This is a genomic window from Sphingobacterium siyangense, from assembly GCF_023277505.1.
Lineage (GTDB): Bacteria > Bacteroidota > Bacteroidia > Sphingobacteriales > Sphingobacteriaceae > Sphingobacterium > Sphingobacterium siyangense.
In genome coordinates this window covers 6,452,031-6,478,381 of record NZ_CP080574.1, presented here as the reverse complement: position 1 = coordinate 6,478,381, position 26,351 = coordinate 6,452,031, and the positions used below count along the sequence as shown (strand labels likewise).

General features: G+C 38.7%; 22 protein-coding genes and 3 tRNA genes. 9 read left to right on the top strand and 16 right to left on the bottom strand.

Going from position 1 to position 26,351, the window contains the following annotated elements; translation table 11 throughout:
• Positions 1–21: 21 nt before the first annotated feature.
• The 5 genes from K2F45_RS27150 to K2F45_RS27130 all read right to left on the bottom strand — a co-directional run bounded on the left by K2F45_RS27150 (position 22) and on the right by K2F45_RS27130 (position 4,595).
• Positions 22–231: a hypothetical protein gene (locus tag K2F45_RS27150; RefSeq protein ID WP_075990403.1), complete on the bottom strand. Its 210-nt coding sequence runs from the start codon at positions 229–231 to the stop codon at positions 22–24.
• Between the two features lie 7 nt (positions 232–238).
• Positions 239–2,692 carry a PIG-L family deacetylase gene (locus K2F45_RS27145; protein ID WP_075990402.1) on the bottom strand — a complete coding sequence of 818 codons (2,454 nt, stop codon included), beginning with the start codon at positions 2,690–2,692 and terminating at the stop codon, positions 239–241.
• A 636-nt stretch (positions 2,693–3,328) separates the two neighbouring features.
• Positions 3,329–3,583 carry a DUF6952 family protein gene (locus K2F45_RS27140; RefSeq protein ID WP_046673203.1) on the bottom strand — a complete coding sequence of 85 codons (255 nt, stop codon included), beginning with the start codon at positions 3,581–3,583 and terminating at the stop codon, positions 3,329–3,331.
• Positions 3,564–3,878 (bottom strand): thioredoxin family protein, encoded by a 315-nt coding sequence (locus K2F45_RS27135; RefSeq protein WP_046673204.1) that lies wholly within the window; start codon positions 3,876–3,878, stop codon positions 3,564–3,566. Before K2F45_RS27135 ends, K2F45_RS27140 begins: the two co-directional genes overlap by 20 nt.
• Positions 3,879–3,962: 84 nt before the next feature.
• Positions 3,963–4,595: a peroxiredoxin gene (locus K2F45_RS27130; protein WP_075990401.1), complete on the bottom strand. Its 633-nt coding sequence runs from the start codon at positions 4,593–4,595 to the stop codon at positions 3,963–3,965.
• 289 nt (positions 4,596–4,884) lie between these two features.
• Here K2F45_RS27130 and K2F45_RS27125 point away from each other — a divergent pair.
• The 3 genes from K2F45_RS27125 (at position 4,885) to K2F45_RS27115 (ending at position 6,126) form a co-directional block, all read left to right on the top strand.
• Positions 4,885–4,968, top strand: a tRNA-Tyr gene (locus tag K2F45_RS27125).
• A 233-nt stretch (positions 4,969–5,201) separates the two neighbouring features.
• Positions 5,202–5,273, top strand: a tRNA-Arg gene (locus tag K2F45_RS27120).
• 178 nt (positions 5,274–5,451) lie between these two features.
• Positions 5,452–6,126 carry a phosphatase PAP2 family protein gene (locus K2F45_RS27115; RefSeq protein WP_075990400.1) on the top strand — a complete coding sequence of 225 codons (675 nt, stop codon included), beginning with the start codon at positions 5,452–5,454 and terminating at the stop codon, positions 6,124–6,126.
• A gap of 33 nt (positions 6,127–6,159) precedes the next feature.
• On the opposite strand, the gene K2F45_RS27110 is transcribed toward K2F45_RS27115, so the two are convergent.
• Complete coding sequence (locus tag K2F45_RS27110) at positions 6,160–7,347, bottom strand: MFS transporter (RefSeq protein WP_075990399.1); 1,188 nt, start codon at positions 7,345–7,347, stop codon at positions 6,160–6,162.
• A 532-nt stretch (positions 7,348–7,879) separates the two neighbouring features.
• Here K2F45_RS27110 and K2F45_RS27105 point away from each other — a divergent pair.
• From K2F45_RS27105 to K2F45_RS27090, 4 genes are all read left to right on the top strand, one after another.
• Complete coding sequence (locus K2F45_RS27105; protein ID WP_075990398.1) at positions 7,880–11,083, top strand: S41 family peptidase; 3,204 nt, start codon at positions 7,880–7,882, stop codon at positions 11,081–11,083.
• 315 nt (positions 11,084–11,398) lie between these two features.
• Positions 11,399–12,160 carry a hypothetical protein gene (locus tag K2F45_RS27100; RefSeq protein WP_075990397.1) on the top strand — a complete coding sequence of 254 codons (762 nt, stop codon included), beginning with the start codon at positions 11,399–11,401 and terminating at the stop codon, positions 12,158–12,160.
• Between the two features lie 135 nt (positions 12,161–12,295).
• Positions 12,296–12,368 (top strand) — tRNA-Lys (locus tag K2F45_RS27095).
• A 189-nt stretch (positions 12,369–12,557) separates the two neighbouring features.
• Entirely contained in the window at positions 12,558–12,992 is a 435-nt protein-coding gene (locus K2F45_RS27090) for a hypothetical protein (RefSeq protein ID WP_075990383.1), read from the top strand.
• 285 nt (positions 12,993–13,277) lie between these two features.
• Here K2F45_RS27090 and K2F45_RS27085 read toward each other — a convergent pair whose 3' ends face one another.
• The 5 genes from K2F45_RS27085 to K2F45_RS27065 form a co-directional block, all read right to left on the bottom strand.
• Entirely contained in the window at positions 13,278–13,883 is a 606-nt protein-coding gene (locus K2F45_RS27085; RefSeq protein WP_157625816.1) for a hypothetical protein, read from the bottom strand.
• 37 nt (positions 13,884–13,920) lie between these two features.
• Entirely contained in the window at positions 13,921–14,532 is a 612-nt protein-coding gene (locus K2F45_RS27080) for a carboxypeptidase-like regulatory domain-containing protein (protein ID WP_075990381.1), read from the bottom strand.
• 50 nt (positions 14,533–14,582) lie between these two features.
• The gene (locus tag K2F45_RS27075; protein ID WP_248932739.1) at positions 14,583–15,131 is read right to left on the bottom strand and encodes a hypothetical protein; all 549 of its coding nucleotides are present in this window, start codon (positions 15,129–15,131) and stop codon (positions 14,583–14,585) included.
• 306 nt (positions 15,132–15,437) lie between these two features.
• A complete protein-coding gene (locus K2F45_RS27070) occupies positions 15,438–16,172 on the bottom strand; it encodes a LytR/AlgR family response regulator transcription factor (protein ID WP_248932738.1) in 735 nt (244 codons plus the stop codon).
• On the bottom strand, positions 16,169–17,197 hold the full coding sequence (locus K2F45_RS27065; RefSeq protein WP_075990378.1) for a sensor histidine kinase: 1,029 nt from the start codon (positions 17,195–17,197) through the stop codon (positions 16,169–16,171). Before K2F45_RS27065 ends, K2F45_RS27070 begins: the two co-directional genes overlap by 4 nt.
• 399 nt (positions 17,198–17,596) lie before the next feature.
• Here K2F45_RS27065 and K2F45_RS27060 point away from each other — a divergent pair, with 399 nt between their 5' ends.
• Complete coding sequence (locus K2F45_RS27060; RefSeq protein WP_248932737.1) at positions 17,597–18,034, top strand: hypothetical protein; 438 nt, start codon at positions 17,597–17,599, stop codon at positions 18,032–18,034.
• Positions 18,035–18,505: 471 nt separating this feature from the next.
• Here the strand turns inward: K2F45_RS27060 and K2F45_RS27055 are convergent, their stop codons facing one another.
• The 3 genes from K2F45_RS27055 to K2F45_RS27045 form a co-directional block, all read right to left on the bottom strand.
• Positions 18,506–19,798: a metallophosphoesterase gene (locus K2F45_RS27055; protein ID WP_248932736.1), complete on the bottom strand. Its 1,293-nt coding sequence runs from the start codon at positions 19,796–19,798 to the stop codon at positions 18,506–18,508.
• A gap of 1 nt (position 19,799) precedes the next feature.
• Positions 19,800–19,985, bottom strand: a complete 186-nt coding sequence (locus K2F45_RS27050; RefSeq protein ID WP_075990374.1) for a helix-turn-helix domain-containing protein — start codon at positions 19,983–19,985, stop codon at positions 19,800–19,802.
• Between the two features lie 337 nt (positions 19,986–20,322).
• Entirely contained in the window at positions 20,323–21,138 is an 816-nt protein-coding gene (locus K2F45_RS27045; protein ID WP_248932735.1) for a hypothetical protein, read from the bottom strand.
• A 1,329-nt stretch (positions 21,139–22,467) separates the two neighbouring features.
• Here K2F45_RS27045 and K2F45_RS27040 point away from each other — a divergent pair.
• A complete protein-coding gene (locus K2F45_RS27040) occupies positions 22,468–22,932 on the top strand; it encodes a response regulator (protein WP_046673283.1) in 465 nt (154 codons plus the stop codon).
• Between the two features lie 100 nt (positions 22,933–23,032).
• Here K2F45_RS27040 and K2F45_RS27035 read toward each other — a convergent pair whose 3' ends face one another.
• Together K2F45_RS27035 and K2F45_RS27030 are read right to left on the bottom strand one after the other, a co-directional pair.
• Positions 23,033–24,118 carry a hybrid sensor histidine kinase/response regulator gene (locus tag K2F45_RS27035; protein ID WP_075990372.1) on the bottom strand — a complete coding sequence of 362 codons (1,086 nt, stop codon included), beginning with the start codon at positions 24,116–24,118 and terminating at the stop codon, positions 23,033–23,035.
• Between the two features lie 82 nt (positions 24,119–24,200).
• Positions 24,201–26,351, bottom strand: coding sequence for a sensor histidine kinase (locus tag K2F45_RS27030; RefSeq protein ID WP_248932734.1), 2,151 nt, complete (start codon positions 26,349–26,351; stop codon positions 24,201–24,203).

Below are 26,351 nucleotides of genomic sequence, written 5' to 3'. Positions count from 1 at the left end.
GCTTCCAGCTATTCATCTTTCTTATCTATCTGAAGGCTTTTGAGGATAGATAACGCTATTAAAAATAGCAGCGATAATCAATCCGACAGCGGCACCTCCAAAGATGCTTAAAAATGTCTCGTTTGCAGTGAATCCAATTAATGCACCAAATACTACAGCAACTAAAAGAATGATTCCTTTTGCTTTGCCAGCATCAATTGTCGTGCAGCTGTTGTCAATCTGATTTTCCATTATTATATTATTTTGATTTTGATAGCAAATTTACGAATAATCTGTAAGCTCCGGGAATTCCGGCAGGCAATTGTCTGAAAAAAGACAAAGATGTATAAACAAATTTACCTTTTCCATATTGAGCAATGAGTAATGAGCCATTATGTAACGGTTCGCCGGGATCTTGCATGGTGATCGGGGTGCGATATTTTTTATCAATATCTTCCGCAAAGTAGAGTCCCCGCTCCTGCACCCAGTGTTCGAAGTCGGCGTCGCTGATCTTGTTCGGGTAATTAAAAATCGGGTCATTTTTATCGAAATGTACCGTTGCAAGTTCGTCTGTTACACGGCTTCTGCCGATGCTAAAAGGAAAAGGACCAAAGTTTTTTGAGAACAGTCCATTGTTTACATTGTACTGTTCCAGGACCGTTCCACCCATGTTCACATACGCAAGTAGTCTGTTTTGGAGCTGCGCAATTTGCTTGTTAACGTTGAAAATTCGTACACCCAAGATTACAGCATCGTAGCTAGAAAGGTCTGCTTTTAATGCCTGTTCGTTACTTAATACATCGACTTTAATACCAATGGCAGTCAACGATTCAGGAATTAGATCCCCTGCCCCATGGATGTATGCCACTTTTTTTACCGCGTTGATCAGGTTGATATTGCTCATTTTTATAGCTACATCGGGGAAATAAACAATATTAGGTATATGATTGTAATCGATGGCTTTTATCTCTTTTAAACGTTCTTTGTTTGCCAAGAGGAACCCAAGGGTATCAATGGAAGATTTAGAAGCATCTGATGGTTTTATGCTGATCTCTCTGGAAATTGTACGTTCGCCTTTGTCAAAAGATAGGTCAAAAGATGCCGGTGAAACTTCCCAGCCTTTAGGTACATTCGGTCTGACGTTAAACGTGGTTGTGTTTGCTTGTCCGTTTTTCTGAAAAGTCAGATTCACTTTGACCGTGTGGGAATTTTGTGTAAGTGCCAAAGGGCTGGAACTTTTTGCAGTCAACTGTGGGATGATCACAATGGGGTCGTAGATTTCGCCACGAACAGGATCAGTATACTTATATTTTATGGGCTGATTGAGTGTGATATTTTCACCATTGATCCGGAGTTGAAATGATACCTCTGGAGCATAGGGGTTTTTTGGATAGCCTGTCAGGTTAAAATCACTGACATTAAATTTGCCTTTTCCATGTGGTTCAATCAACCAATATGGTTGTGTCGTCCTGTCGGCATGTATAAGAACAGAGTCTCTTTGTAGTTTGTTTATTTTTAGTGTTTCATGAATGCTATTTCCATTTATTTGGGTCAGCTCAACGGTTACATTTGGACGCCGAACAATAATGGAATGTTCCACTTTGATCTGATCTTCCAAGGCATAGGATGGATTTTTAGCGATACTTTCGAACCAAATTCCACCACAGGCAAGGATTAGTTTTTCAACCTCTTTTTTCTTTTCAGTTTTCCAGTATTCATCATCAATTTGATCCAGTTCTCTGTACAGTTGGATCAATTCAGCAATGATCAATTCGGGCTTATCAATTTGATATGTTTGATTGATGTGATCAATCAGGGACTGAACTTTACTGCCGTTTTGAATTCTTTTCCATGAGGTTTCAACACCATCCAAGAGTGTATTTTTTGCAGGTGCACCGTCTACATACTCAAAGTATTCGATTGATGAGCCACGTTGGCTTGCCGAACCAAAGCCTTGGCTTTTGTGTGATGAACGGCTGTGTGCGGCAATTTCTCCATAAGAGGCTCCTAGAAGAGAATTGTAATCCCCGATATCTATTTTTAATTGATCCTCACGTGTATTGTTTTGACCTCCGAAATTAGCTGTATTCCAAAGCAAGCGTTTAGCTTTCCAGGGGCGTACAAATTGAAGCTGCTCTGGAAATTGATTCGGATCAGCAGCAGCTTTAAAGGCTTCATGTGCTAGAATGGCAGAGGCTTGATGATGACCATGTCCGCCTCTTGGATCTGGAGGAAAACGTGTGATAATGACATCGGGCCTAAATTTGCGGATGATCCATACGGCTTCGCGAAGAACACGCTGTTTATCCCAGAATTCGAAAGTTTCTTCTGGAGTCTTTGAGAATCCAAAATCATATGCTGAGGAAAAAAATTGCTCACCCTTATCGGTTTTTCGAGCAGCCAGTAATTCCTGCGTTCGAATCAATCCAAGTTCAATACCTTGTTCTGTTCCGATGAGGTTTTGTCCGCCGTCACCTCGAGTTAGGGATAAATAACCTGTTTTATATTTTTTTTCCTGAGCTAGCCAAGCGATTAGCCGAGTATTTTCATCATCCGGATGTGCCGCAAAATAAAGGACTGAGCCCAACACGTTCAGTTTTTCTAGATTAACTTTAATTTCAGCAGCATTCCACTGTGGATTCTGTGCTTTAACGATTGAAGTTGACAAGATACCAGCCAAAATAATAATAACAGATAGAAAAGGTCTTCGCATGTTTAAAGATAAAAATTTTGATGAACAACGGATTGTTGGAGATTGTAATTTTATTGACAGTCTTCAAGTAGTGCGTTTATGACGTTGGTTTATTGCTTTAACTTACGGATATTAACCATTAACCTGATTCAACTTAGGTCAATATTTAACGAAGAGGTAAAGGGATCGATCGTTGAAAGGTAAAATATGGGCATAAATAAAAAACGGAAATCCCAATCAAGTTGGAATTTCCGTTTAACAATTAAAATATTTTTTCCTGAAACGAATTTTTAGAGAATAGTTATTTTGTCGCTTCGCTCCAAGTGGCAACCTTTAACATAGTAAATATATGTAGAAAATATTTAGTTCTGTCAGATTACTTTAATTAGTTTTCCACATTGCTAAATTTTGTCAACATTTTAGCTTTTGGAAAACATGTAATATATAGGTGTAATACGTTTAAGATGCTGCAATACAACGATATTTAGGATAAGATAGATTCTCCGCTACCTTTAAAAAAATCTGGATTGGTCTAAATCCAATTGCATATTTGTTTGACAAATTTCAATTGATGTTAGTTTCTATGCTTCAAATGCTCAAAAACGACAGGAACAACCTTTAAAGAAAGTTTCACACGAATGCTTTTTTTTGCAAAGACTATTTATCAATAGCACCTAGAACACGCTTCATAAACATATTTAACGCGTCTTTTTTTGAGTTACCTTCTTTAATTAATTTATCAACCTCTACAGCTCCGTATAGGTTTGAAATCAATTCACCAAGAACGTCAAGTTCTTCATCTTTCAAAGGAGCTTCGGTTAATGCTTCCAGTGTCTCGATTGTTTCCAAGACATAATCTACATCATTCTGCTCGATGAACTCTGTCAAATGCTTAATTACTGGTAGTTTCATTGAATAATTCTACTAATGCGTCTAACTTATTTGTTTGTACCTGATTGACTAATTTACCGTTTTTAAAAGCGGCAAAAGTGGGTAGGTTATTGACATTTGCCAGTTTGCGGGATTCAGGAAATTTTTCTGCATCAGCAATAACAAAAGGTACACTATCATTTTCGCCAGCCAATTTTTTGAATTTTGGTTTCATGATTTTGCAGTTACCACACCAAGTGGCGGAGTACTGAACCATAACAATATCGTTATTGTTTACAATTTCTTGTAAATTATCGTTTTCTAATTCTTGTAACATGATTTTATTATTAAGGTGATTGTTGGAGAAATCAACAGGAGCCGGGAAAAGCCCCCGTTGATAAGACGCTGTGGTCTTGTATTGTTAGTGTTTCGCTAAATAATCAGCTACACCTTTTCTATCTGCGTTCATGGCATCTTTACCTTCTTCCCAGTTTGCAGGACACACTTCGCCAAATTTCTGTACGTGAGCGTAAGCGTCGATCAAGCGTAAGTATTCTTTAACGTTACGGCCCAAAGGCATGTCGTTTACTGATTCATGGAATACACGGCCAGTTTCATCGATCAAGTAAGTTGCTCTATAAGTAACCGCAGAACCTTGTGCCAATGTTCCGTATTCAGGGTGTTCGATTTCTTGAACATCTAAGATTCCCAATATACTTGATAAGTTGCGGTTAGTGTCTGCCAAAAGAGGATATTCAACACCTTCAATTCCACCGTTATCTTTTGCTGTGTTTAACCAGGCAAAGTGTACTTCATTTGTATCGCAAGAAGCGCCGATTAAGATTGTATTGCGTTTTTCAAACTCAGCAGCAGCTTCTTGGAAAGCGTGTAATTCAGTAGGACATACGAAAGTGAAATCTTTTGGATACCAAAATAAAAGCACTTTTTTACCTTCTTTGACTGCTTTTTCAAAAATGTTGATTTGTAAATTGTCGCCTAAATAATCAATTGCATCTACTGTAATGCTTGGAAAACTTTTACCTGTGAAACTCATAATATATCTTTCTTTTTTTTTGTTGAGACAAATATACAGCAACTCGATGCAAAAAGCGAATTGATTTTACCAATACACTATCGTCAAAATCTATTATGACTAGATTATAACAATAAGTTTTTATTATAATATTGATAACTTGATCTCATGATGAACAGATCATTTGAATGTTTCTTGAAAATAAATGAATTAATACTGCGGTAGTTACAAATTTATGGCCTAAAATAATTGCAGTTTTGCAAATCAAAAGCTACTTTTGCGACGTTCGATTCTAGAACAACACAATGCTGGAGGGGTTCCAGAGCGGTCAAATGGGACGGACTGTAAATCCGTTGCTTCGGCTTCGAAGGTTCGAATCCTTCTCCCTCCACCATTTTTCATTTTCTAAATCCAGTTTATCTTTCAGGTTCTAAATTTGCGTTTGTTCGTGACTATTCCATCGTACATGAAACGGCTTTAAAATAGATTTTCGCTATTGTGGATGTTAATCGCTTTAGTATAACCAGTCTATACAGGGGTTACCTCTCTTTTTGAAAAAAATATAACAGGATTTTAGACTAGCTATTGACTTATATATAAAATAAACCTAAGTTTGGCTTCTGAAAAGGCCCCGTAGTTCAACGGATAGAATAGATGTTTCCTAAACATTTGATAGCAGTTCGATTCTGCTCGGGGCTACTGAGAAAAGCGATGGATTTCCATCGCTTTTTTTGTTAAGTGATTAATAGTTTTTCTTTTCTTATCAAAATAAATGCGTAATAGAATTGTAAATTTTTAATAGAATGTTTATTTTGGGATCATTATTTACACATACAGCAATTTTACTTTTGGCCTGTAATTCTGTAACATAGATTGAATGGGAAAATTTTTATTATACCAATTTAGAAAGGTATATGCGGCTAATCCTGCTTTTTTTGTTTGCTTTGCCATTTGGATGGCCTTAATGACAGCTGTAGTTGTATTTATACCGAAGGGAGATTCATTCCATTTTGTGAATACACGTCATGCATTTTGGGCCGATATTCTTTTTACAATACAGACCTATTTTGGAGATGGTTTTTTTGTTATAGGTGTTTTTATTGCTTACTGCTGTACACAGCAGTGGAATTTTGCTCGAGCTATCCTCGGGACTTATATCTTTTCAGGGCTGACCTGTTGTGTATTGAAAAACCTTTTCGATGCCGATAGACCGGCAACGGTATTTCATGGAGACCCAACATTCCATGTTGTTTCTTGGTTGCGTGTAGCGCACTTTAACTCTTTCCCTTCTGGACATACAACGTCGGCCTTTGCAATGGCTGCTACGTTAGCCATTATCTCAAAAAATAGAGCTTTTGGTATAATTTTATTTGTTCTTGCTGTATTAACAGGCTACTCTCGGGTGTATTTGGGCCAGCATTTTGTTGAAGATGTATGGTTTGGATCGATTTTAGGAACCAGTACGGCTTGTTTTTATTTACTTGCAATGCCTTATGTTTTAAGACGTAAACGCATGTCATTTGGACTGAGATTTCTTCAGGTCAAAATCTAAAGTGCAAATTCGGTAAACATGTGCTTTGATAGATTAGGCTGCGCGTGTTTCTTTAAATAGAGATAATCGCCCAACCATCACAAACATCAATAGGCCGAAACAGGCAAAAACACCGTAGGAATAGCGTAGGCTAAAAGCTTCAGCAATATATCCAATTAAAGGCGGTCCCATTAAAAAACCCAGGTAACTGATGCTTGAAACCATGGCTAAGGCTACTCCAGATGGTACATTTTTGTTCTGCCCAGCAATGCTATAGATAGATGGGACGTTGCAGGCCACACCTATACCTACTAACATAAAAGCGAGGGTGCAGATGATAAATTCAGGAAAAATAACCGATGTCATCATTCCGACAAACATCAGCAGGCCACTGTATTGCAGGGTTCTTTTTCTCCCTAATTTGCGAATGACAGCATCACCAACAAAGCGCCCAGTGGCCATCATAATCATAAAAGATGCGTAGCCAACGACAACAAATTTTTCGGGAGCTTGAACGATCTCTTTGAAATATACCCCACTCCAGTCAAACATTGCCCCTTCTGTTGCCATGCTGAAAAAGCCGATAATGCCGAGTTGCAGTAAGCCACCTTCTGGTTTAGAGAAAAAACTACGCTTTTCCTTTTGAGGAGATTTGCCCGGAACCAAATACTTTTGGTTGATGAGTGTATTCGCTGTGACAATGACTAATATGATTAAAAAATGATAAAAGGTGTTCAGACCCAAATTCATCGTTAACAAGCCGACTAGTGCACCTGTGAAGCCAGCGATGCTCCAGGCCCCATGAAAAGAAGTCATTATTGATTTTTTGAAAATCTGCTCAGTTGCAACGCCTTGCGTGTTAACGGAAATATTACACATATTGCCAGTGACACCAAACAGAAATAATATGCCCCCCAACTGCCAGGCATTCTGTGCAAAGGGGATGGAGCACAGGACCAAGGTGTAAGCGATAGGTACAATACGCAAAACACTTGCACTGCCATATTTTGTGACCAGCTTTCCTGAGAGAGCCATTGTTGCAAGCTGACCAACAGGAAGCATCAGTAAAATTGTACCCAATTGCCCCTCACTTAAATGGAGATGAGCTTTAATAACGGGAATTCGACTTGCCCAAGATGCAAACGCGATCCCTTGGCAAAAAAAGAAAAGTGATACCGCGATTCTTATGCGATTTCGTTTGTTATAAAGATCTTCGTCTGAGTGAGTTAACGTTGCTTCCATAGTTTCTGATTTGAGGGTGCAAAGTTAAGGATAAGTATCCCATTAAAAAATATAATGATTCAAAAAATACTTCAGCTTTTAGGTTGCAATAGGAATACAGAAATATGCCTATATTTAAATTGCTCATCGGATTGTTGATAATTATATGCGATTAATTCGATAATTATCTTCTGTTTCAGTCTTTCAGTAAGAAAATAATACGATGTCCTTTTTGAATTTTGCTAAAACATATGTATTCAAAATGATATGTTTGCATAACCATTCCTTGTATAAGAACAGGAAAGACACACATTTGTTTCAGTCTATTTTCAAGCATGGTTCAATTTAAAAAGATATTAGATGTGGAAGTCAAAAATAGGTCGAGTGGGAGCTTCTACTTCTTTAGAAAATAAACACCTATGAATAAGTGGAATAGGTCTACGATAAATGCTGAAGAAATAAAAATATAAAATTCTTCACTATTTCATATTGGTATTGTTCAATACCTATTCTACCTTTGTATTGGCAAACAATTATTAGCCTCCTAGATAAAATGATAAAAAAACTAATCTTAAGCACAGTACTAGCTTATGCTGGAACTACCTGTGTTATTGCGCAGCAACCCACATTTTTGTCCCATCCGGCGTTGAGTCCCGATGGTAAGGAAATGGTTTTTAGCTACGAAGGCGACCTTTGGAAAGTAGGGAGCCAGGGCGGTGTTGCAGTTCGGCTGACAGGAATGGAAGGAAATGAGATCAATCCACGAATTTCCCCCGATGGAAAATGGCTAGCGTTTTCGGCCAATCAAAATGGTAACATGGACGTCTATGTGATGCCTTTGGCTGGTGGAGATATACGACAGCTGACATCGCACGATGCTTCGGATGAAGTAGACAGCTGGAGCTGGGATAGTAAGACGCTTTATTTTACGTCATCGCGTTATAATAGAATGAGTGCTTATCAAGTCGCTTTGGATGGCGGAACGGCAACAAGGTTGTTTCCTCATGTCTTTAATTATATCAGTAATGTGGTGCCAACACCTTCAGGAGAATTATTATTCAATGATAGCTGGGAAGGCTACAGCTCGGCCAACCGCAAGCGATATAAAGGTGCTTTCAATCCGGATATAAAGTCCTATAATCCCAAAACAAAAGCTTTTCAACAGTATACAGATTATATAGGTAAGGATTTTTGGCCGACAGTAGACCAAAAAGGAAACATATTCTATGTGTCCGACGAAAGCAATGGTGAATACAATCTTTATCAAATTGCGGGAAAAGCGAAAACCCAATTGACTTCTTTTCCGGAATCAATCAAACGTCCGTTTGTCGCGGCAGATGGTAGTAAGATCGCATTTGAAAAAGGGTACCAGCTTTATATCTACGATGTTAATGGAAAGAAAACCGTGCAGCCCAACATCGCACTTAACCGTAATCAGGTCCTAGGAAAGCTGAAGGAGTTCAACATTTCAGGTAACATCAGTAATTTCGACGTTTCACCGGACGGGAAAAAGATGGCATTTGTATCCCGTGGGGAATTGTTCGTTTCGGATATCGAAGGAAAGTTTGTTCGTCAGATGCCAAGTCAAGGGGAGCGCATCATGGAAGTTAAATGGCTTAAAAACAGTAAAACATTGCTCTATAGTCAAACGTATCAAGGGTATCAGAACTGGTTTTCACGCACAGCAGACGGTAAAGGAGAGGTAAAACAATTGACACAAGATCTGCGTAACAATCGGGATATTACATTCAACGCGGATAAAACAAAAGCGGTATATCTCAGTGGACGTGATGAAGTTCGTCTATTGGATTTGACAAGTTTGAAGAGCCAAACAGTAGTTAGAGATGAAATCTGGGCATTTCAAAATTCTTCGCCCTCATTTTCTCCCGATGGAAATTATCTTTTATTCACGGCTATACGCAATTTTGAACAGGATATCTTTGTGTATAACCTGAAAAATGAGCAAACGACAAATTTGACAAATACAGGTGTTACAGAGGCAGCACCATATTGGTCTCCTGATGGTAAATACATTTATTTTGCGAGTAATAGGACTAAGCCTTCTTATCCTACTGGTATGCAAAACTCAAGCATTTTCCGAATGGCATTGACCAACTTTGACCAACCTTATCGTAGCGCAAAGTTTGATGAATTATTTGTAACACCTGAAAAGAAAGATACGACAGTAAATAAAACTGGTGCAACTAAGAAGGAAGATGCTGCTAAGGATAAGAAGAAAAATGATGCCGACAAGGTAAAGTCAACCGCAACACCAGTAGCCGAATCCAAGAAAGCTGTTTTGGTCCAATTGGATTTAGAAGGATTGCGTGACCGAATTGAGCAAGTCAGTCCAGCATTTGGAACACAATCTGATCCTTTGGTGATACAAAAAGGGGATAAATCCTATTTGTTCTATGCTTCCAATCATGAAGGAAAATATAGTACATATCGTACCGCATATGAGTTATTTACACCAGCCAAAACCGAAAAAGTCACTGATGGAGGCATGGGGCAATTTGTAGAGTCTGCAGGCAAGTACTTTGTGTTGAGTCGAGGAACAATTCAGAAATATAATCTTGATTTGAATAAGCTTGATGCGGTCACAATGAGTTTTAAATTCAATCGGGATCTTGAGAAAGAGTTCAATCAGATGTTTTATGAGACATGGGCCAATCTGGAGGAGAATTTCTACGATAGCAATTTCCATGGTGTAGATTGGACCGCTGTTAAAAAGAAATATGAGAAATATCTTCCAGGTATCAACGATAGGACAGATTTGCGCATCCTCTTAAATGATATGTTGGGCGAACTCAATTCGTCACATTTGGGTTTCAGTTCTATGGGACAGGAAGAACGTAAGCCGTTTGGTTTTGTAACGAATGAAATCGGTGTGATCTATGATACAAGCAACCCTTATCAGATTAGCTATATTGTTCCGAATGGCCCCGCAGCAAAGAAAGAGGCTGATATTCACGCGGGTGATATTCTCATGGCGATTAATGGAACAAAATTGAATACGCAGGCAGACCGCGATAGTTATTTTACTTGGCCTTCACTGGAAGAAGAAATCCAATTGACCTTGAATCGTAATGGCAAGGAAATTCAGACAAACATTCGTCCGGTATCAAGCGCTGTGTTTAGAGACCTCCTCTACGACCAATGGATTAGAGATAGCCGAAGCCGAGTTGATCAGTTGAGTAGCAATAAGATAGCGTATTCACACATGAAAAATATGTCGGATACTGAGTTACAGCGGTTCTTGATCGACATGGCTGAACAGGAGAATAACAAACAAGGGATTATTTTAGATTTACGGTATAATACAGGCGGAAATGTGCACGACGAAGTTTTACGATTCCTGTCACAACGCCCTTACTTACAATGGCAATACCGAGGTGGTAAACTTGCTCCACAAAGTAATTTTGCACCATCTGCCAAACCTATTGTTTTATTGATTAATGAGCAATCGCTGAGCGATGCTGAAATGACCGCTGCGGGCTTTAAAGCCCTTAAATTGGGGAAAATCATCGGTAATGAGACCTATCGTTGGATTATTTTTACTTCTGCTAAAGGCTTAGTCGACGGATCAAACTATCGACTTCCGTCTTGGGGATGTTATACGCTTGATGGTCAGGATCTCGAGCAAACCGGAGTTGCCCCCGATATTCTTGTAAAAAATACAGTACAAGATCGGATGGAAAATAAAGATCCGCAATTGGAAAGAGCAATAAAGGAAATTCTTGACAATATCAAATAGGGAAGTAACAGTTAGAATTACTTACTGAAAATAGGCTGTCCAACTTTTGTTGGACAGCCTATTTTTTTAACGTCTCATGTTTTTATGAATACGATCTTCTAATTTTTGCTATTTATTACCCTTCAGCGTATGATTTACCTCATTCGGTTCATTTACTTCATTTGGTCCCACCCTTTGCTCTGTGGAAGTTAATAGACGGTTTTAAATGGTTTCATTTTTTTTAATCTCCTGTTTATCAGTATTTAATGGTTTTGTGCACTGTTTCGTTATGAAATTGGCGATTTTCCTGCATCCCTTCTGAAAATATAAGGCAATATGGAAAAGATTGTATTACAGGTAAAAGAATCTTGCTCTGCAGATTGGGGTAAGATGACGCCACAAGAACAAGGCCGTTTCTGTGGTCAATGTGAGAAGATGGTTGTTGATTTTTCACAGATGAATGATCAGGAAATTGTGGATCAAATAAAAAAAGCCAGTAGGGGGTTATGTGGTCGATTTTATGAAGATCAGTTGATGCGCGAATTGGATGCCACTATTTCTTTTTCTAAAAACCCCATTTGGCAAGGTAGATGGACAGGCATTGCTGCGGGCCTCCTATTGGTTGGATCCTTGAGTTTTCATGCTGCTCAAGCACAAAACAAACTGACTGGAGAAGTTGTCGTTGTCCAAACAAAAACGAAAAATGATCAGATAAAGAAGCAAGATTGGGGCAACTCATCAACAAATGATAATTCAGCGTTAAAGGGAAGCCGTGATAGTACTAAAGTAAGTATAAAAGGTAAAGTTGTTTGTGCTGGAAGCGATGTAAGCATGGTGGGCACAGAGGTATCCTTAGGAAATTATCGTACGAAAGTGGATGAAAATGGAAATTTTCAGCTTTGGGTACCGCAATCTTTGTTTCGGGTAAACCAAGAGCTCCGTGCACAGATGTTTGGCTATAAAACTGTTGTGATTCCATTCAAAAAAGGGAGTAAAATGCAACTGGATAAACCAATAGAAATGGAAGTTAAGCCAATGATTATGGGAAAGATCGCTGTGGTGGGAACCCAAGGCAATATAGGGCGAAAGAATAAATAGTTTGATGGTCTTATTTTGCTCAGTTTTTTTATCGATCAACTGCCAAAAATCTCGCTTGAATGTCATAAAAGTCAAAAAAATATTCTTTTCCACTTGACTTTTTCTACGGTGAACCTTACATTTGGATTATCGAATGACTTCGTAGCTCAGTTGGTAGAGCAACAGACTCTTAATCTGTGGGTCCTGAGTTCGAGCCTCAGCGGGGTCACCTTAGAAAAAAGCCGTTTTTACTTGCGTAAATCGGCTTTTTTTTCGTTTATTAGGGTAGTTTAGGGACTTCTACCCCATGCGTTTTGAATCCTTCAAAACGGCGTGTTTTGCATAGTTTTTTGTTGAACTTCACGTAAAAATGTAACAAATATGTAACGGGATTTTTTACGTGCTAAAGAAAAAGATTATGGCAACCGTAAGCGCGAAAGTTTATGAACACCACAAGAAATCAGATGGCACTTTTAACGTTAAGATCTGCGTCTATCACAAAGGAGAAAGAAAATTTATTGACACAAATCATTATGTCGTCAATAAGCAGCTGACAAAGGATTATAGAATTAAAGATCCTTTCATCAATGAGTTAGTTGAAAAGCAATTAAAAGATTACCGAAAGACGATCGGTGAACTTGAAGGAAAGCTGGATTTTTTTACAGCCGAATCACTACGAGATTACCTGAAAAACAAAGATGAAGAAATCGATTTCATCAAATTTTGTAACAATTATATCCAACAGGAAAAAGATGATGGGCGAGACGGTTCGGCTGCCAATCATCGAGCAGTTCGTAATCACCTAATTGATTTTTTCAAAAGGGAAAGTGTTTCAATAAGGCTGCTGGTTTAAAAGAAGGACAATATGTAAAACCTACTGTTCCAGATGTGCGGTATGGAACGATTCCGGTCGTTGAAGAAGAAAATAGTAAAGGAAGGTTGAGGTAGATTCCGTTCTATATAACATGTACTTTTTTTAGGTTATCGGGAATAAGAATGTCAGATTGTCTTTAGATTGGCAACGTTCCAGGGGCCATTGTCAAAGCTGGCCACTGGAAAGTAAAATTTCTTAGCGTAAACTTTAAACCGATTTATTATTTTTTTTTGTTTGGCTTATTTACATATAATGGAACATCCGTTATTTATAAGGATGGACCAATTTTTTATAAGGGAGATAGAACTCTCCTTCGGTAACTACCATTCTATCGCTTGGATTTCTCATGTGTGTTAGTGTCCCCTTAAATGTACCCTTTATCCCCCCTGTTTTACTGAGTTCAAGGATCTGTATTGTCAAATCTTCCAGATCGCCAGTATCGTATTGAACCGTACCATTGGATGTTTGAATAAGGTATTCCATGTCAATACTGTAGCTTTCAGGTCTACTGTCATCGAGACCATTCCCTGCGCCTCCTTTTTGCGTGTACGTCCCTTGGCGAAAAGTACCCCCTTCGTTCTGGAAATCGAATCCTATTACATGCGGATCCTGTTCTATGGGTTTAGAGGGATCGTAAGGGGAAATGTAGCCTGAAATATAGATGAGTTCCCACCTGTCGTCGTTCCCGCCGCCATCAAAAAGGGCAGTATGAGCAAAATTGACAGCTTTACCGTTTATCTTTGCCCTGAAATAATACATATCATCCTCGCCGATGGGGTCTTGGCTCTTGCCGCATCCTATAATTGAAAATAATATACCCAGAAATAATAAGGCCTTCATAAGACAGCTGTATAATTTATACGTTTTCATATCCTTTAGTTTTACTTGACATTCGTTGCAGTACAGATTACCAATTGGCAAATTTTACGTCCAGCACCTCGTTTTCCTTTTTTATCTCCACCGTTTTATTCATAAAATATCCTTTTGTCCCTACATCGACACCGTCATAGGTATGTGTCATGTAGTATTTGGTCTGCAATAGATATTTGCCCGGTTTTAAGTTCTTGAATTCGAAATTGCCATATTCATCAGTAGTGGTTGAAAGATGATATTGGAGGCATTCATCAGAGAGCACATATTTTTTATTCCTGCTCTTAAACACTTTCGAATTTTGGGCATCCCACTCGGCCAGATGTTTGGTAAAGGGAAGTAGATATACTGTTTCCCTAGTGATAGAAGTCTTGGTGCCAGTTATACCAAAGCCGTTCTTTGTTCGGGTATAGGCTATGCCTTTAATAGAACTGCTTCCGGGGGCAAGTAATTCTTTCGCCTCTAAAGGGTCGAAAGCAGCTTTTGGCGGAACACTCAACTGTGCGCTCAAAGAGAATGCGGAAAATAGAAATATACAAGCCAATGTAATTTTTATTGCATTACCAACTTGTATTGCAAATGCAAGCGGCTTCCTGTAATTGCTCACTATGAACAATTTCTTGGAATAGTATAATTCAATGCGTTTCATTTATAAGTCATTTATCGTTTTAGGATGGAATACAGTGTCCGAGCTATGTTCTATTTCATTGACAGAGTAAACTCACCTTTGGTAACTTTCCTGAAAGTTTTCAGATCCCCTGCACTAGTTACGCGCAATTGCCCCGAGAAAGTGCCTCTCGCAACATCATTTTTCAAAGACGAGAACGTTACCGTTAGCTCATCGCCAGAAAGGGCCGATGCCGTAGTTGCCGACCAATGGTAGGTATCCGGTTTTTCGTTTAGATACTCGGTGAAAGTGGCCATTATATCCGCGCTTCCATCATCCAGTTTGTAGGTTTTTTCTTTAAGTACACCGTCCTTGTCGCGGATATTGATCGTCATACTCGTTCTTCCTGTTAATGAGCTGCCCCCGCCGCCGGATAGTGCGTTCAGATTCCAGGTCTTGTTCTCCTTTTCGGCCATAACGGCCAGATGCGTCATCATAATCTCTTCACCGTCGATGGTCAGCTTGATATAATTCCCTTCCGGATTTCCTGTATCCTTATCCTCTCTCTTGCTACAGCTTGAAATGAGGGCAAACGTTATAAAAATTAGGGAAAAAAGTGTTAGAATTTTCAATGTTCTCATAATCAAAAATTTATCGGTCTATGCTCGCGCTACATACAGATGAGGACTATAATTTTGAAACATACACCCCATTTACCATAACATGCAGGGAGCTAAAGTACAGGCATAAAAGTCAGACTATATCATCAATCACGAAAAAATATTCAATGGATTGCAGAAAATATTCAATACGAAAAGGCTTTTGTTCAATACTGAATACCGTATGTATACGCAAACAGTCTTAAAACTGTTTGCGCGATAAATTCCTACTGAAAATTAGACATAGATAAATCTGACGCCATGGGCCAAATATCGAGCGGAAATTGATTACAGGGTGTTCTTCTCGATCAGGTTTAAGAATCGTTCTCTATAACTGCTACTGATGGGCAACTTAACTTGTCCGAACACTGCATGGTTGTCGACCACACGGTCCAGATTACTGATATTGACGATAAAGGAGTTGTGGATACGAATAAAATTGGGCGGAAGCTGTGCCTCCAGTTGCTTCATTCGCTTATAGACCAAGGTTTGCATATTGGCACCGACAACAATAACATATTCCTTGCTGGCCTCAAAATATAAGATTTCATTGTACTGTAACTTAACGTATTGTTTACCGGACTTGACAAAGATGCAGTTTCCCGGAACATTCTCCTTTGGCCGAGGAGCAATAGCCGGATCGGTAGTGAGGTAACGATTACGGAATTTGTCGATCGACTGGATAAACCGTTTAAACGTGATTGGTTTGAGCAGATAGTCTACCGCGTTGTATTCGTATCCTTCCAAGGCATAGGAAGAATAAGCCGTGGTAAAAATGATCGACTGATCCTTCGGCAGTTGTGCCGCTAAATCGAGCCCGGACATCTGCGGCATGTTGATATCCATAAAAATAAGGTCTACTGATCCCTGTTTCAGATTGGCAATGGCTTCAAAGGCATCATAGCATTTTTGTTCTAGAACCAAAAACGGCATTTTCTGAATATAATTTTCCAGCAGCTTTACGGCATTTGGCTCATCATCCACAATCATACAGCTTATGGTATTTCTATCTATCGTATTCATAAGGGTATAGTCAGGTTTATCAGGAAATCGTTGTTTTGTTCGATTCTGTCGAATCTATATTTTACGCCGTAAAGAAAGGTGAGCCGCGATGTCAGATTTTCTAAGCCGCCCCGCCTTGAAGGAGGCAAATGTGTGTCGGCAATTCGGTTGGATACCTCAACACGGAGCTGATCGTCCTGCACCTTCAGGCATAGGTATAAAAAATTGTTTGCACATCGTTTATCAATACCGTGCTTAAAGACATTCTCCACTAGTGGTATGATAAGCATCGGCGGCATCCTCACGGATTCAATATTCCCATCGATCCGGATATCGATATCCATCGGATAACGTAAGCGCATCTGTTCCAGATCAATGTAATCCCGTATAAATTGGATTTCAGTCGACAGTTGGATCTCTTTTTGGGGAGCCTCATCTACGAAATAGCGCATGATGTTGGACAACTTTGCCACTAGCTGAGCCGTTTCGGGGGACTGGATCTGCGCAACATAATAAATGTTGTTGAGCGTGTTGAACAGAAAATGTGGCTGCACCTGGGATTTCAACAGGTCGAGCTCAATTTCCGCCGTGTGTTGTTTCAACAGTTCCTGTTCCTTTCGAACCATAAAATAATCCAGGGCCAATTTGAGCAAAAAACTTAGAAAAAAAGTCATTATACATGAAATGGCTATGACCGTATAAACTTGGGTGACAGAGCTCTGGTCGACTACATTTGGAAAAAAAACATGCATCATATAGGTCCTGAACTTCACCCTGTAGAAACAGATTAATGACAAAAAGACCACCACGACCACAACATAGGCTTTGATCTTATTCAGCCGGTAGAATCTCGGCATCAGAACCAACATATTTCCATAAATAATCACTGCGCTGCACAGGACATTATTTATGGTCGAATATATTGCCCTTGCCGTTAAGGGATAGTCCGTAATCAAATAGGACGTAAACGTAAGAAAAACAACAAAAACCCAGCTGACCCATTGAATCTGGATCAACGAGAAATCTCGATGCCCTAATTTTATCATTGTATAAATTTAAACTTTACACAATTAAAATTCAATATTTTTCAATGGACCCAATACTCCAATCAATGTAAGATCCCTTTCTTTAAATATTTTGAAAATTGGTTATTATGACCACATTCGATCGCTTGGCACCGATGGAATCCTTCACACATCTTAATACTCGGAATATATTACACATGATATTCTTCATTTCTTGCTCCGAACCATCAGTTTAATTGCCAAAACGCAATGTTGAATAACGATTAAAAAACATTTAAAATAACTGATATTGCATTGAATTAATTTTGCATCTATTCCCACGAAGGTCAACTTTGTACTATTCATATTCCAATAGGTAGGTATATGATACAGATATGTCGAAAACTGATGCCAGAGTAGACAAAATAAAAATTATTTATTATGAAGACAATAAAATGGTTATTAGCGGCGGGCTTGAGCCTGAGCCTTCCGATGGTCAAAGCACAAGGTCTATTGGACAAAGTGGACAAAATTCTTAACAAAACAGAAAGGGCTTCAAATCAAACCGAACGTGCGGGAAAAACCGCAGGAAAAATAGGCAAGCTATTGAATAAAGAAAACAAATCAGGACAAAAAACCGTAATTCGTATTTCTGGAATTGATTATGCATATCTTCAGGAACTACAGGATGATATAGAAACCTTCAAGGGCATTACGTCCGTGTCCGGAAAATTTGAAAAAGGTGTGTCAAAGATTACAGTGCTGCACACCACAACCTCGGAAGATCTGTTAGATCAAATCTTGAAAAATAGCAAAATAATCCCCAAAGAGGCAATTGAAGAAGTTTCAGAAAATGTCATTGGTATTAAACTAAAATAAGATTAGTATAAAAGTTCATCGGCGAGCGAAATTTAATTCTATTTCCGAAAAGGATTATGAGCACCCATAATCCTTTTATTTTTCCACTATTCAACAGTTCGCTGCTAACGAAATTGTTTTCCCACGTAACATGTCGTCTTTTAATTTTCTTGATCTTTTTTTCTATATCAAAACAGAATACACTGTAAAAGAATAAATAAATGAGAACCATCTTGCCTAGATATCTCTTTTGGAAAACCTTAATCCTTCCTGAACAATGAGATATCCTGATCAATGACAGCTTTATTGTCGGCACGCGCTTTATCAAGATCTGGCCCAATTTTATGAGATCGGAGGTACAATTGATCTCGGTTCCTGATTCTCCCTACCAACGTAAAATTAAAACCATGCATACCTTACTAACCGACCAAAACAGGGGGGCTGATCTACCCGATCTGTTAAAAATAATTCTTGTTTTATTTCTTTTCCAGCTCACATAATCGTGCTCCATGATTTCATAGCATCAAGATCCTTAATTTTGTAGTAGTTATTATTCTGAATCAACAATCCTCGTGTTTTTCCGCTAGATAGTTCCTCTCCGTGCTCCACATCAATTTTTATCACTTTATTGTTGTATCCGGTAGAAATATCATGTACGATGGAGTGTCCTATAATAATTTTCTCCGCGCCATAAAAATCCAGAATTTGGTCAAGGTCTTTTTCTGTAGTCTCTAGAACCTTGATTCCGTTGAGCTTGTACGTCCATTTAATTTTCCAATCCAGATTGAGCCTCCTGTCCCAGTAAGGGCTGTTTATGGTATTGGTTATTATTTCGTCCCGCTTGTTCATGCCTGCAAGGGCGGAAGTATTTTTTCCCATGTATTTTCTGGCAATCATGTTCATTTCCTCAAGGGAGAAACGCTCCCGTAAATGCAGCCTGTTCAATCCTCCGTGTACAAAAACATGACTACCGATCTTTTCACAGATATTTTTTGATCGAAGCCATTTCCCCATTTCCGATTTTTCACTATATAGATATCTTATCGCTTTGTCCCATTGCTTTTCCCCGCTGATTCTTTTTGCAATTTCAATATATTTAAAAGAACCGTCGGAGGCATCTCCGCTCAAATTTTTAATTTCATGGTTTCCCAGTATAAAATGAACCTTGCCACCACTTTGCGGCGCCTGATTGTCGAGGTGATAGATAAACCAAAGCAGAGGGGTAACCTGGGTGCCGCGATCAAAGAAATCTCCGTTTAGAACCAAAGCCCCTCTTCCAAAAATCCAATCGCCCTTCTTGTCGATCACGTTGTTGGCGAGCAGAAAACTGTAAAATCCTGTGAGATTCCCCTCCATATCGGAAATAGCAATTAGTTTTTCGGGCATCTTATAATCATACGTTTCCGTGGCATAACTGCTTCGCAGATTTACGGAAAAGCTCGGAAACTCCTCTATACCTGTATTAACTATGATCAAACCGGAACTATCTACATTTCCTTCTACTATTTCGTTATCAGCCGTCACGACATAATATTTGTCAACAAAAACATAAGGGCCGTCGGTGCCATCCAGAAAGGTCGGATACTGTTCATTGACCAAAAGCCCCGAAGCCTTATCCGCTCTTCGCAGATCATCCAAGCCTGACCAATAGAAGGTACTGAATCCCGTCCTTTCATCAAATGAACCTTCGCCATAGTAAAGTGAAGTAGCTATGAAGTAAGCCAAGAAAATGATTAAGGTCCATTTCAGTATTCGCTTTACTTTCTTATTGATTTTTGCTTTCATACTATCCGGTTTTGTCTTTTCTGAATTCCAACAGGTCTGCCGACTGGCAGTCTAGAGCTTCACACAAGGATTCCAGTGTGGCAATTTTTAATGCTTTAGCTTTGCCCGTCTTCAATATAGACAGATTGGCAGGAGTTAAACCTATCTTTTCAATGACAAATACTGATGTTAATCTAAGATTTTTCATATGTGTTGACAGTTGTAATATTCATAATCATTTGGCTGATTCATATTAATCTACCATATGATCGAAGATCGAATCCTATTGCATATGGAGTTTGCACTTTGGGTTTAGAGGGGGTGTAAGGGGAAATGTGGTCTGTAATCGAGATGTACTCTTATCTGTTGTCATTTCCTTTGCCCTGAAATAAAATAATAGGTGTCAGACTCTCCTACGATGGGATCTTGGCTCTTGCCAAATACCATAACGGAAAATAATATACCCAGAAATAATAAGGATCTTATGAAACCTATGGTTATCCTATACGTTTTCATATCCTTTAGTATTAATCAACATTATTTTCTTATTTAACCTCTCCATAAGTAAGGCTACGGGTACGGGATATGGTTCCGTTCGTATTGATCGTATTGAAAGTAATGAGCAATAATGTGGTACCCCCATGGTCCGGTGAGCGCCAGGTATAGGATACGGATTCTACCACCAATGGTGTTCCCGCGGCAGTCCTCGTGGTGAATTTTAGTTCACCCTTTGTACGCAGCGTATTGTTAAATGTTCCCATTGGAGTTTTGAGCGTACTGTAGGCATCCACGGTAGATTTGAAGGTTCCTTTTTCCGCCAGTATGCCTGTACTCTGTGCCTCAAAGCTATCCTCAAACGACAGCCCATAGCTAATTGGATATTTTACGACGGTCATCGGATTGGAGTAGACCGTCTTGCTTTGCGTACTTCCCGATATCCCTTTGACCCCGATCCGCTGCATTTCACTGTTGGTATAAATGCTATATGCAAAACTCTGGTCCACATTGCCCTTTGCGGTAAGGGTTAACCTGTTGGCTGCTGTAAAATCGGAACAATTGCTGTTTCCCGGACATCCATAAACGGTGACGGTAGTTGTTGTTGCTGACTTAAATTGGGAGAAATCCCAGCTTACATCTTCTCCGTCCGGTCCGGGCTCAAGGGTAGATAGCGTATTTTCTGCTGAATGATGATAGGTAACAGTTCCTGTCCGGTTGTCTACCTCAGCCGTGATGACCGGTGGGCCAACCGGATCGCTGCCTTCGTCGCTTTTGCTACAGCTTACCGCAAGGGTCGTGCCTATGACAATAAATAATAATGCTGACAGAACCGGTTTGATTTCTTTAAATTTCTTAGTTTTCATAACTCCTGTTTTAAAAGTTTATAATTAGTATGCTCTATTAATAAGGTCTGAGCGTTGCACTTAAAGCGCGATTTAGGGAATAATAGCTCCCTTCAAATTTCGCTATGCTAATGAAGTGCCAAAAAAAACAGCAGTTATAATTTTGATAATATAAATTATGATTTTGTAAGCTAATGTTACATAGTATGTTATACAGATCTAGAAAAGCTATGACAAAGAATCTCTAAACAATCCGATTTCAATATTTCATGAGATGATAAAATAATAGAGAAGATAGTAGGAAACTTTGGTGCAAAACATATTATTTAAATAATTATTTGAGCATTGTTCAGTAGAGAACAACCATGTACTGAACTTGAAGAAATCAGGTTGCTTACAATTAGGTTTTTTAATAATATCTGTAATTTTATTAATGATTACCGATAATTATTTTAGCCCTTAGGTTTATAGCGGTATATGTTTTTTTGCTAAATTGTTATCGAGAGCATTAATATGGTCTTGGGCAAATTATACTTTACAATAACTTCCGCCATTTTTCTTCTTACCAACAAATACCTTAATGATTGACCAAATTAATGTTCTTTTTCCGGGCTTCGGCCATCCGGCTTCTTAGATCAGAAAGTACGTCCGAATCAGCAGGAGAGATTGTGGGGCGACCGAGCTTAAAAAGATTAGCGGTCAACATTTTTCCTGTTTAACGAAACGACATCTTTGTTGTAAAACGATAAACGCCCGTCTTCGGATGGACGTCCAGTAAAGGCAATATTAAAAGGTAATCCCATTATTCAAAGAGAATCTGCAAGGGTTATTTAAAGATAGTAATTTTTCAATTTGAGAAGTTCAAAACGACAAACTGTTGAGGCCTCAACACCATTACTAGATTATTTGGGGGACCGTAACATCGAGTGTGTCAATAGAAATTTTATAGCCGTAACAAATACGTAACAGCCGTTAATTTTGAATCTCAGAAAATTGTAAATTGCCTTTAGCATTCGCTAATCGAAGATTTTTATCCTTGTTGACGATTAAAGACCTGTAGACTCTTATTCTGTGGGTCCTGAGTTCGAGCCTCAGCGGGGTCACTATCTAAAAAAGCCGTTTTACAAATGTAGGATGGCTTTTTTTCGCTAATCTAAGTTAGGGATTGTCTTCGGGCAGTTATTAACCTTAAATCGTTTTTCCGGCGTCGGCTGCTATAATTTTCGGATAACTAATCCATTATTTTATCAGAGATCAGGTATTATTTCTGCTAGGAAAACATAAAACTCTTTAATCTGTTATTAATTCAGCGAATTTATTACGTAAATTTGTATTTCAGACGATAAGCTTATGGAAGACAAGAAGATTTCGATATTGTACGTTGACGACGAAGAAAACAATCTGTTTTCTTTTAAAGCGACATTTCGACTAAAGTATAAAGTGTTCACGGCAATTAGTGGTGCCGATGCAATCGATATTGTCAAAAACAACCAAATACATATTATCATTACTGATCAACGGATGCCGGAAATGACCGGTGTAGAGTTTTTGGAAGAGATTATTAAGATCAATGCAGCCCCAATGCGTATCCTTTTGACAGGGTATACAGATATGGCAGCTGTCGTTGATGCTGTCAATAAAGGAAAGATCTTTCATTACCTCAATAAGCCGTGGAGTGAAGAGGAGCTCGATCAAACGATTCAACGCGCTTATGATGTCTATGCTGAGCGTCAAAAGATTGTGGAGACTAATTCTCAACTTGAGACTTCAAATGATCAGTTGGAGTTTCTGCTGCGGCAAAAGCTACTTTCCTAAAAGATTATAATTTTAGGAAAGTCGACTTTTATTTAAAATGTCTGTTTGCTTTGTAATACTCTTCGCTGCAATCGCATAGGATTGCCGAAAGTGAGAGGTCTTATTTGCTCGGTATGATGACTGTAAAGGTTGTGCCCTGATTTGGCTGTGATTGCACTTCAATTTTTCCCTGTAGTTTTAAGAGTGCGTTCTGAACATTATAGAGCCCAAATCCCATGCCCTTAGCTTGATCACTTGCTCTAAAGAATAATTTAAAGATATCTTCAACATACTCTGGCGATATGCCTATTCCGTTGTCACTCACAATAATTTTAGCTTTACGTTCTGATACGAATACGGAGAGTTTGACGTACTGGTTTTCCTGCCCTTTACGTTGGTATTTAAACGCATTAGAAAGAAGATTATGCAAAATTAGTTCTAGAAGTGCTTTATCGCCGCTAAAGATCTCTTTTTGATCCACTGAGATTTCAAAGGCAACATCTTTATTTTGCGTGTACATACTGTAAAACTGACGGATATTATCAAAGAGCTCTTCGAAATTTATGGCTGACAACATAAGTTCGCCTCTTCGTAAGAGATAATAGTCTCGCAGACTGTCAATATAAGCATCTAAGCTGACCAATGAACTATCCATTAGTGATAACAACTCATGAATACGGTCTATGCTGTCAAATTCTAACCCAAGTTTCACCGCAGAAAGAACCCCTGTCAATGGATCACGAAGATCATGACTAACACTATATGCGAATTTATCTAATTCATCATAAGCTTTTTGCAGCTCTTGATTCTTAACTTCTAGCATAGAGTTTGCAACATAAAATTTATTTGCTTCTTCTATAGCGGAAACGATTTCTTCATTCATCCAGGGTTTTCGGACAAACCTAAAAATATGACCCTTGTTAACTGCATCAATTACAGTTTCCATATTGGCATAAGCCGTTAAAAGAATACGGATTGGTTTTGGAAAATCTTTTTTAATGCGGTGCAAAAAATCGATGCCCATCTCATCCGGCATACGTTGGTCACAGAAGATAATACGGATATCAGGATGAGCATGAAGGATCGTTTCGGCCTCACTCGTATTGGATGCTGTATGGATAGCGTAATCGTATCTAAAGTTCGCTTTAAAGCTAACCAAATTGTTTACTTCGTCATCGATATATAATATTTCAAGCTCCCTCTGCATAATTTTATTATATGGTTTTATTCCCTTACAAAAGATATGAAAAAATAATAGTTAATTGAACTATTTTCAGTTTATAGCGGTATTAATTGTTTTGTTGAATTGGAATGAGGAGTGTAAAACTTGTGCCCTGTCCCACTTCTGAATCTACAATAATCTTCCCATGATGTTTCGCAATGGTATTATAGGCAATGGACATTCCCAAACCAGTACCTTCGCCAACGTCTTTCGTTGTAAAAAATGGTTCAAATATCCGTTCATGGATTTCTTTTGGAATACCGATGCCATTGTCTGCGATTTTGATAAACACAGCTGTATTATCCTCCTTAACTCCGGTCTCAATACATATTTTACCACCAACATCGTGATTAAACTTTTTATTTACGGCGTAAATAGCATTTGTCACAATATTCAAAAAGACTTGATTAAGTTTGCCTGCATGACATTCTACCTTTGGCATATCGCCATAGATCTTATCAACTTCAATCGTGTTATTTAATAAACTATTGAGGATAACCATTGTTGACTCCAGCCCCTCATTTAAATCGGCAAATTTTAATGTATCCTCGTCTACGCGCGAGAAGATCCGCAAACTCTTTACTATTTCGGCAGTCCGATGGGCCCCATCATGCATCCCCTTTAATAGAAAATCTACCTCTGTTTTCAGATAATCGATATCCTGGTCATCTTTGAATTTTTTGATCTGAGATTGCTTTTCAGTATCGGATAGCCCCTCTTTAAAAGCGATACGCTCTACTTCCTCCAACGTTTCCCAAATCATCTTAATATCACGTTTTAACGGGGCGACATTAGACGTAACAAAGTTGATTGGGTTGTTGATCTCATGCGCAACACCAGCAGTCAATTGACCAAGAGAGGCCATCTTCTCGGCTTCGACAAGTTGAGATTGCGTTTCCTTTAAGTGAGTAAGAGTGGTTTGTAGAGACTCATTAGATTCTGTTAATTCACGTGTCCGCTCATCTACTTTTTGTTCCAATACAATATTTTGTTCACGTATTAACTTCTCGTTTTCTAATGAGATTGCTAATTCTCTGACTTGTGATGCTTCTTTTTCTTCTTTTAAAATATTGATACTGTAAGCTAGACCGAAGGACAGTAAGGCCATCTCCACAACAGATGCAATTTGTACAGCATTGCTCGTAAAATCGTTATATTTTAAGATGCCATAGTCTTTCAATAAAAACACGACAGAACCTAATAATAAAATTGTCCAACCGTAAACAAAATATTTAGCCGGTTTATAACCATTTATCATCACACGATAGGATAAGTAAAGGACAAATAAAGACCCCGCTCCTGTTGTTAGCTGCATAACCATGAACGCTGGTTGTGTCAGGTTGAGCAGTGTAAGAAGGCTGCCAATGACAAAAAGAATGATAAAAACAGTAATCACACGTCTTGACCGAGGAGCATTTTTCGGTAATTGAAGAAATGAATCTGCAAAAAGCAGGGCGCATAAGCCTGATAAACAACCAAAAATAATAGGACCCTTTGTTGCAAAATAAGTCCAATTTGGCCACAAATATTGAAAACTGTAACCTTTAATACCCATTTGTGTTATTCCTGCACAAAGAACATAAAGGACATAATACAGATAGCCTCTTTCACGGACAGAAAAAAACAGGAATAAATTGTATATCGCCATAATGCCGACAATACCAATATAGATGCCGCTTAACAAACTGTCATCATTCATCTCTTTTAAGAAACTGCGCTCGTTACTTAAATAGATCGGGAGAATAATCTGTTCTGTACTTTTTATGCGAAGAAAAAAGATGGTTTTCTCATTTCCAGGTAATTGAATGTCGAATGCATAATTAGGGACCTTATATTTTCTCGCCGAAAAAGATTGATGTTCGCCCAGCTTGATCGAGTTATAATGCCCGTTTGATGACGGTACAAAAAGTTCGACCTCATCCAAGAGGGGATAGGCGATTTCGAGCAAGAGTTCAAGCTTTTCTTTGCCCTTGTTTGTTACGGGCAATCGAAACCAGATGTCAGCGGGTGATATGCCCAAATTGGGGACCTTGCTTTCTAACGATTGAAAGGAGGAGGCCGAAGTATCTGCAAAGTTAGGCTCTCCTTTCCCGGTATAACGCTCCAGGCCGTATCCGATCAAGACACGTTGTGTCGGTTTATCGATAATAACCTCTCCAAAACAAGTTGAACTGCACGTAAAAATAAATAAGAAGATCAAGTTAAGCCAGCATTTCAT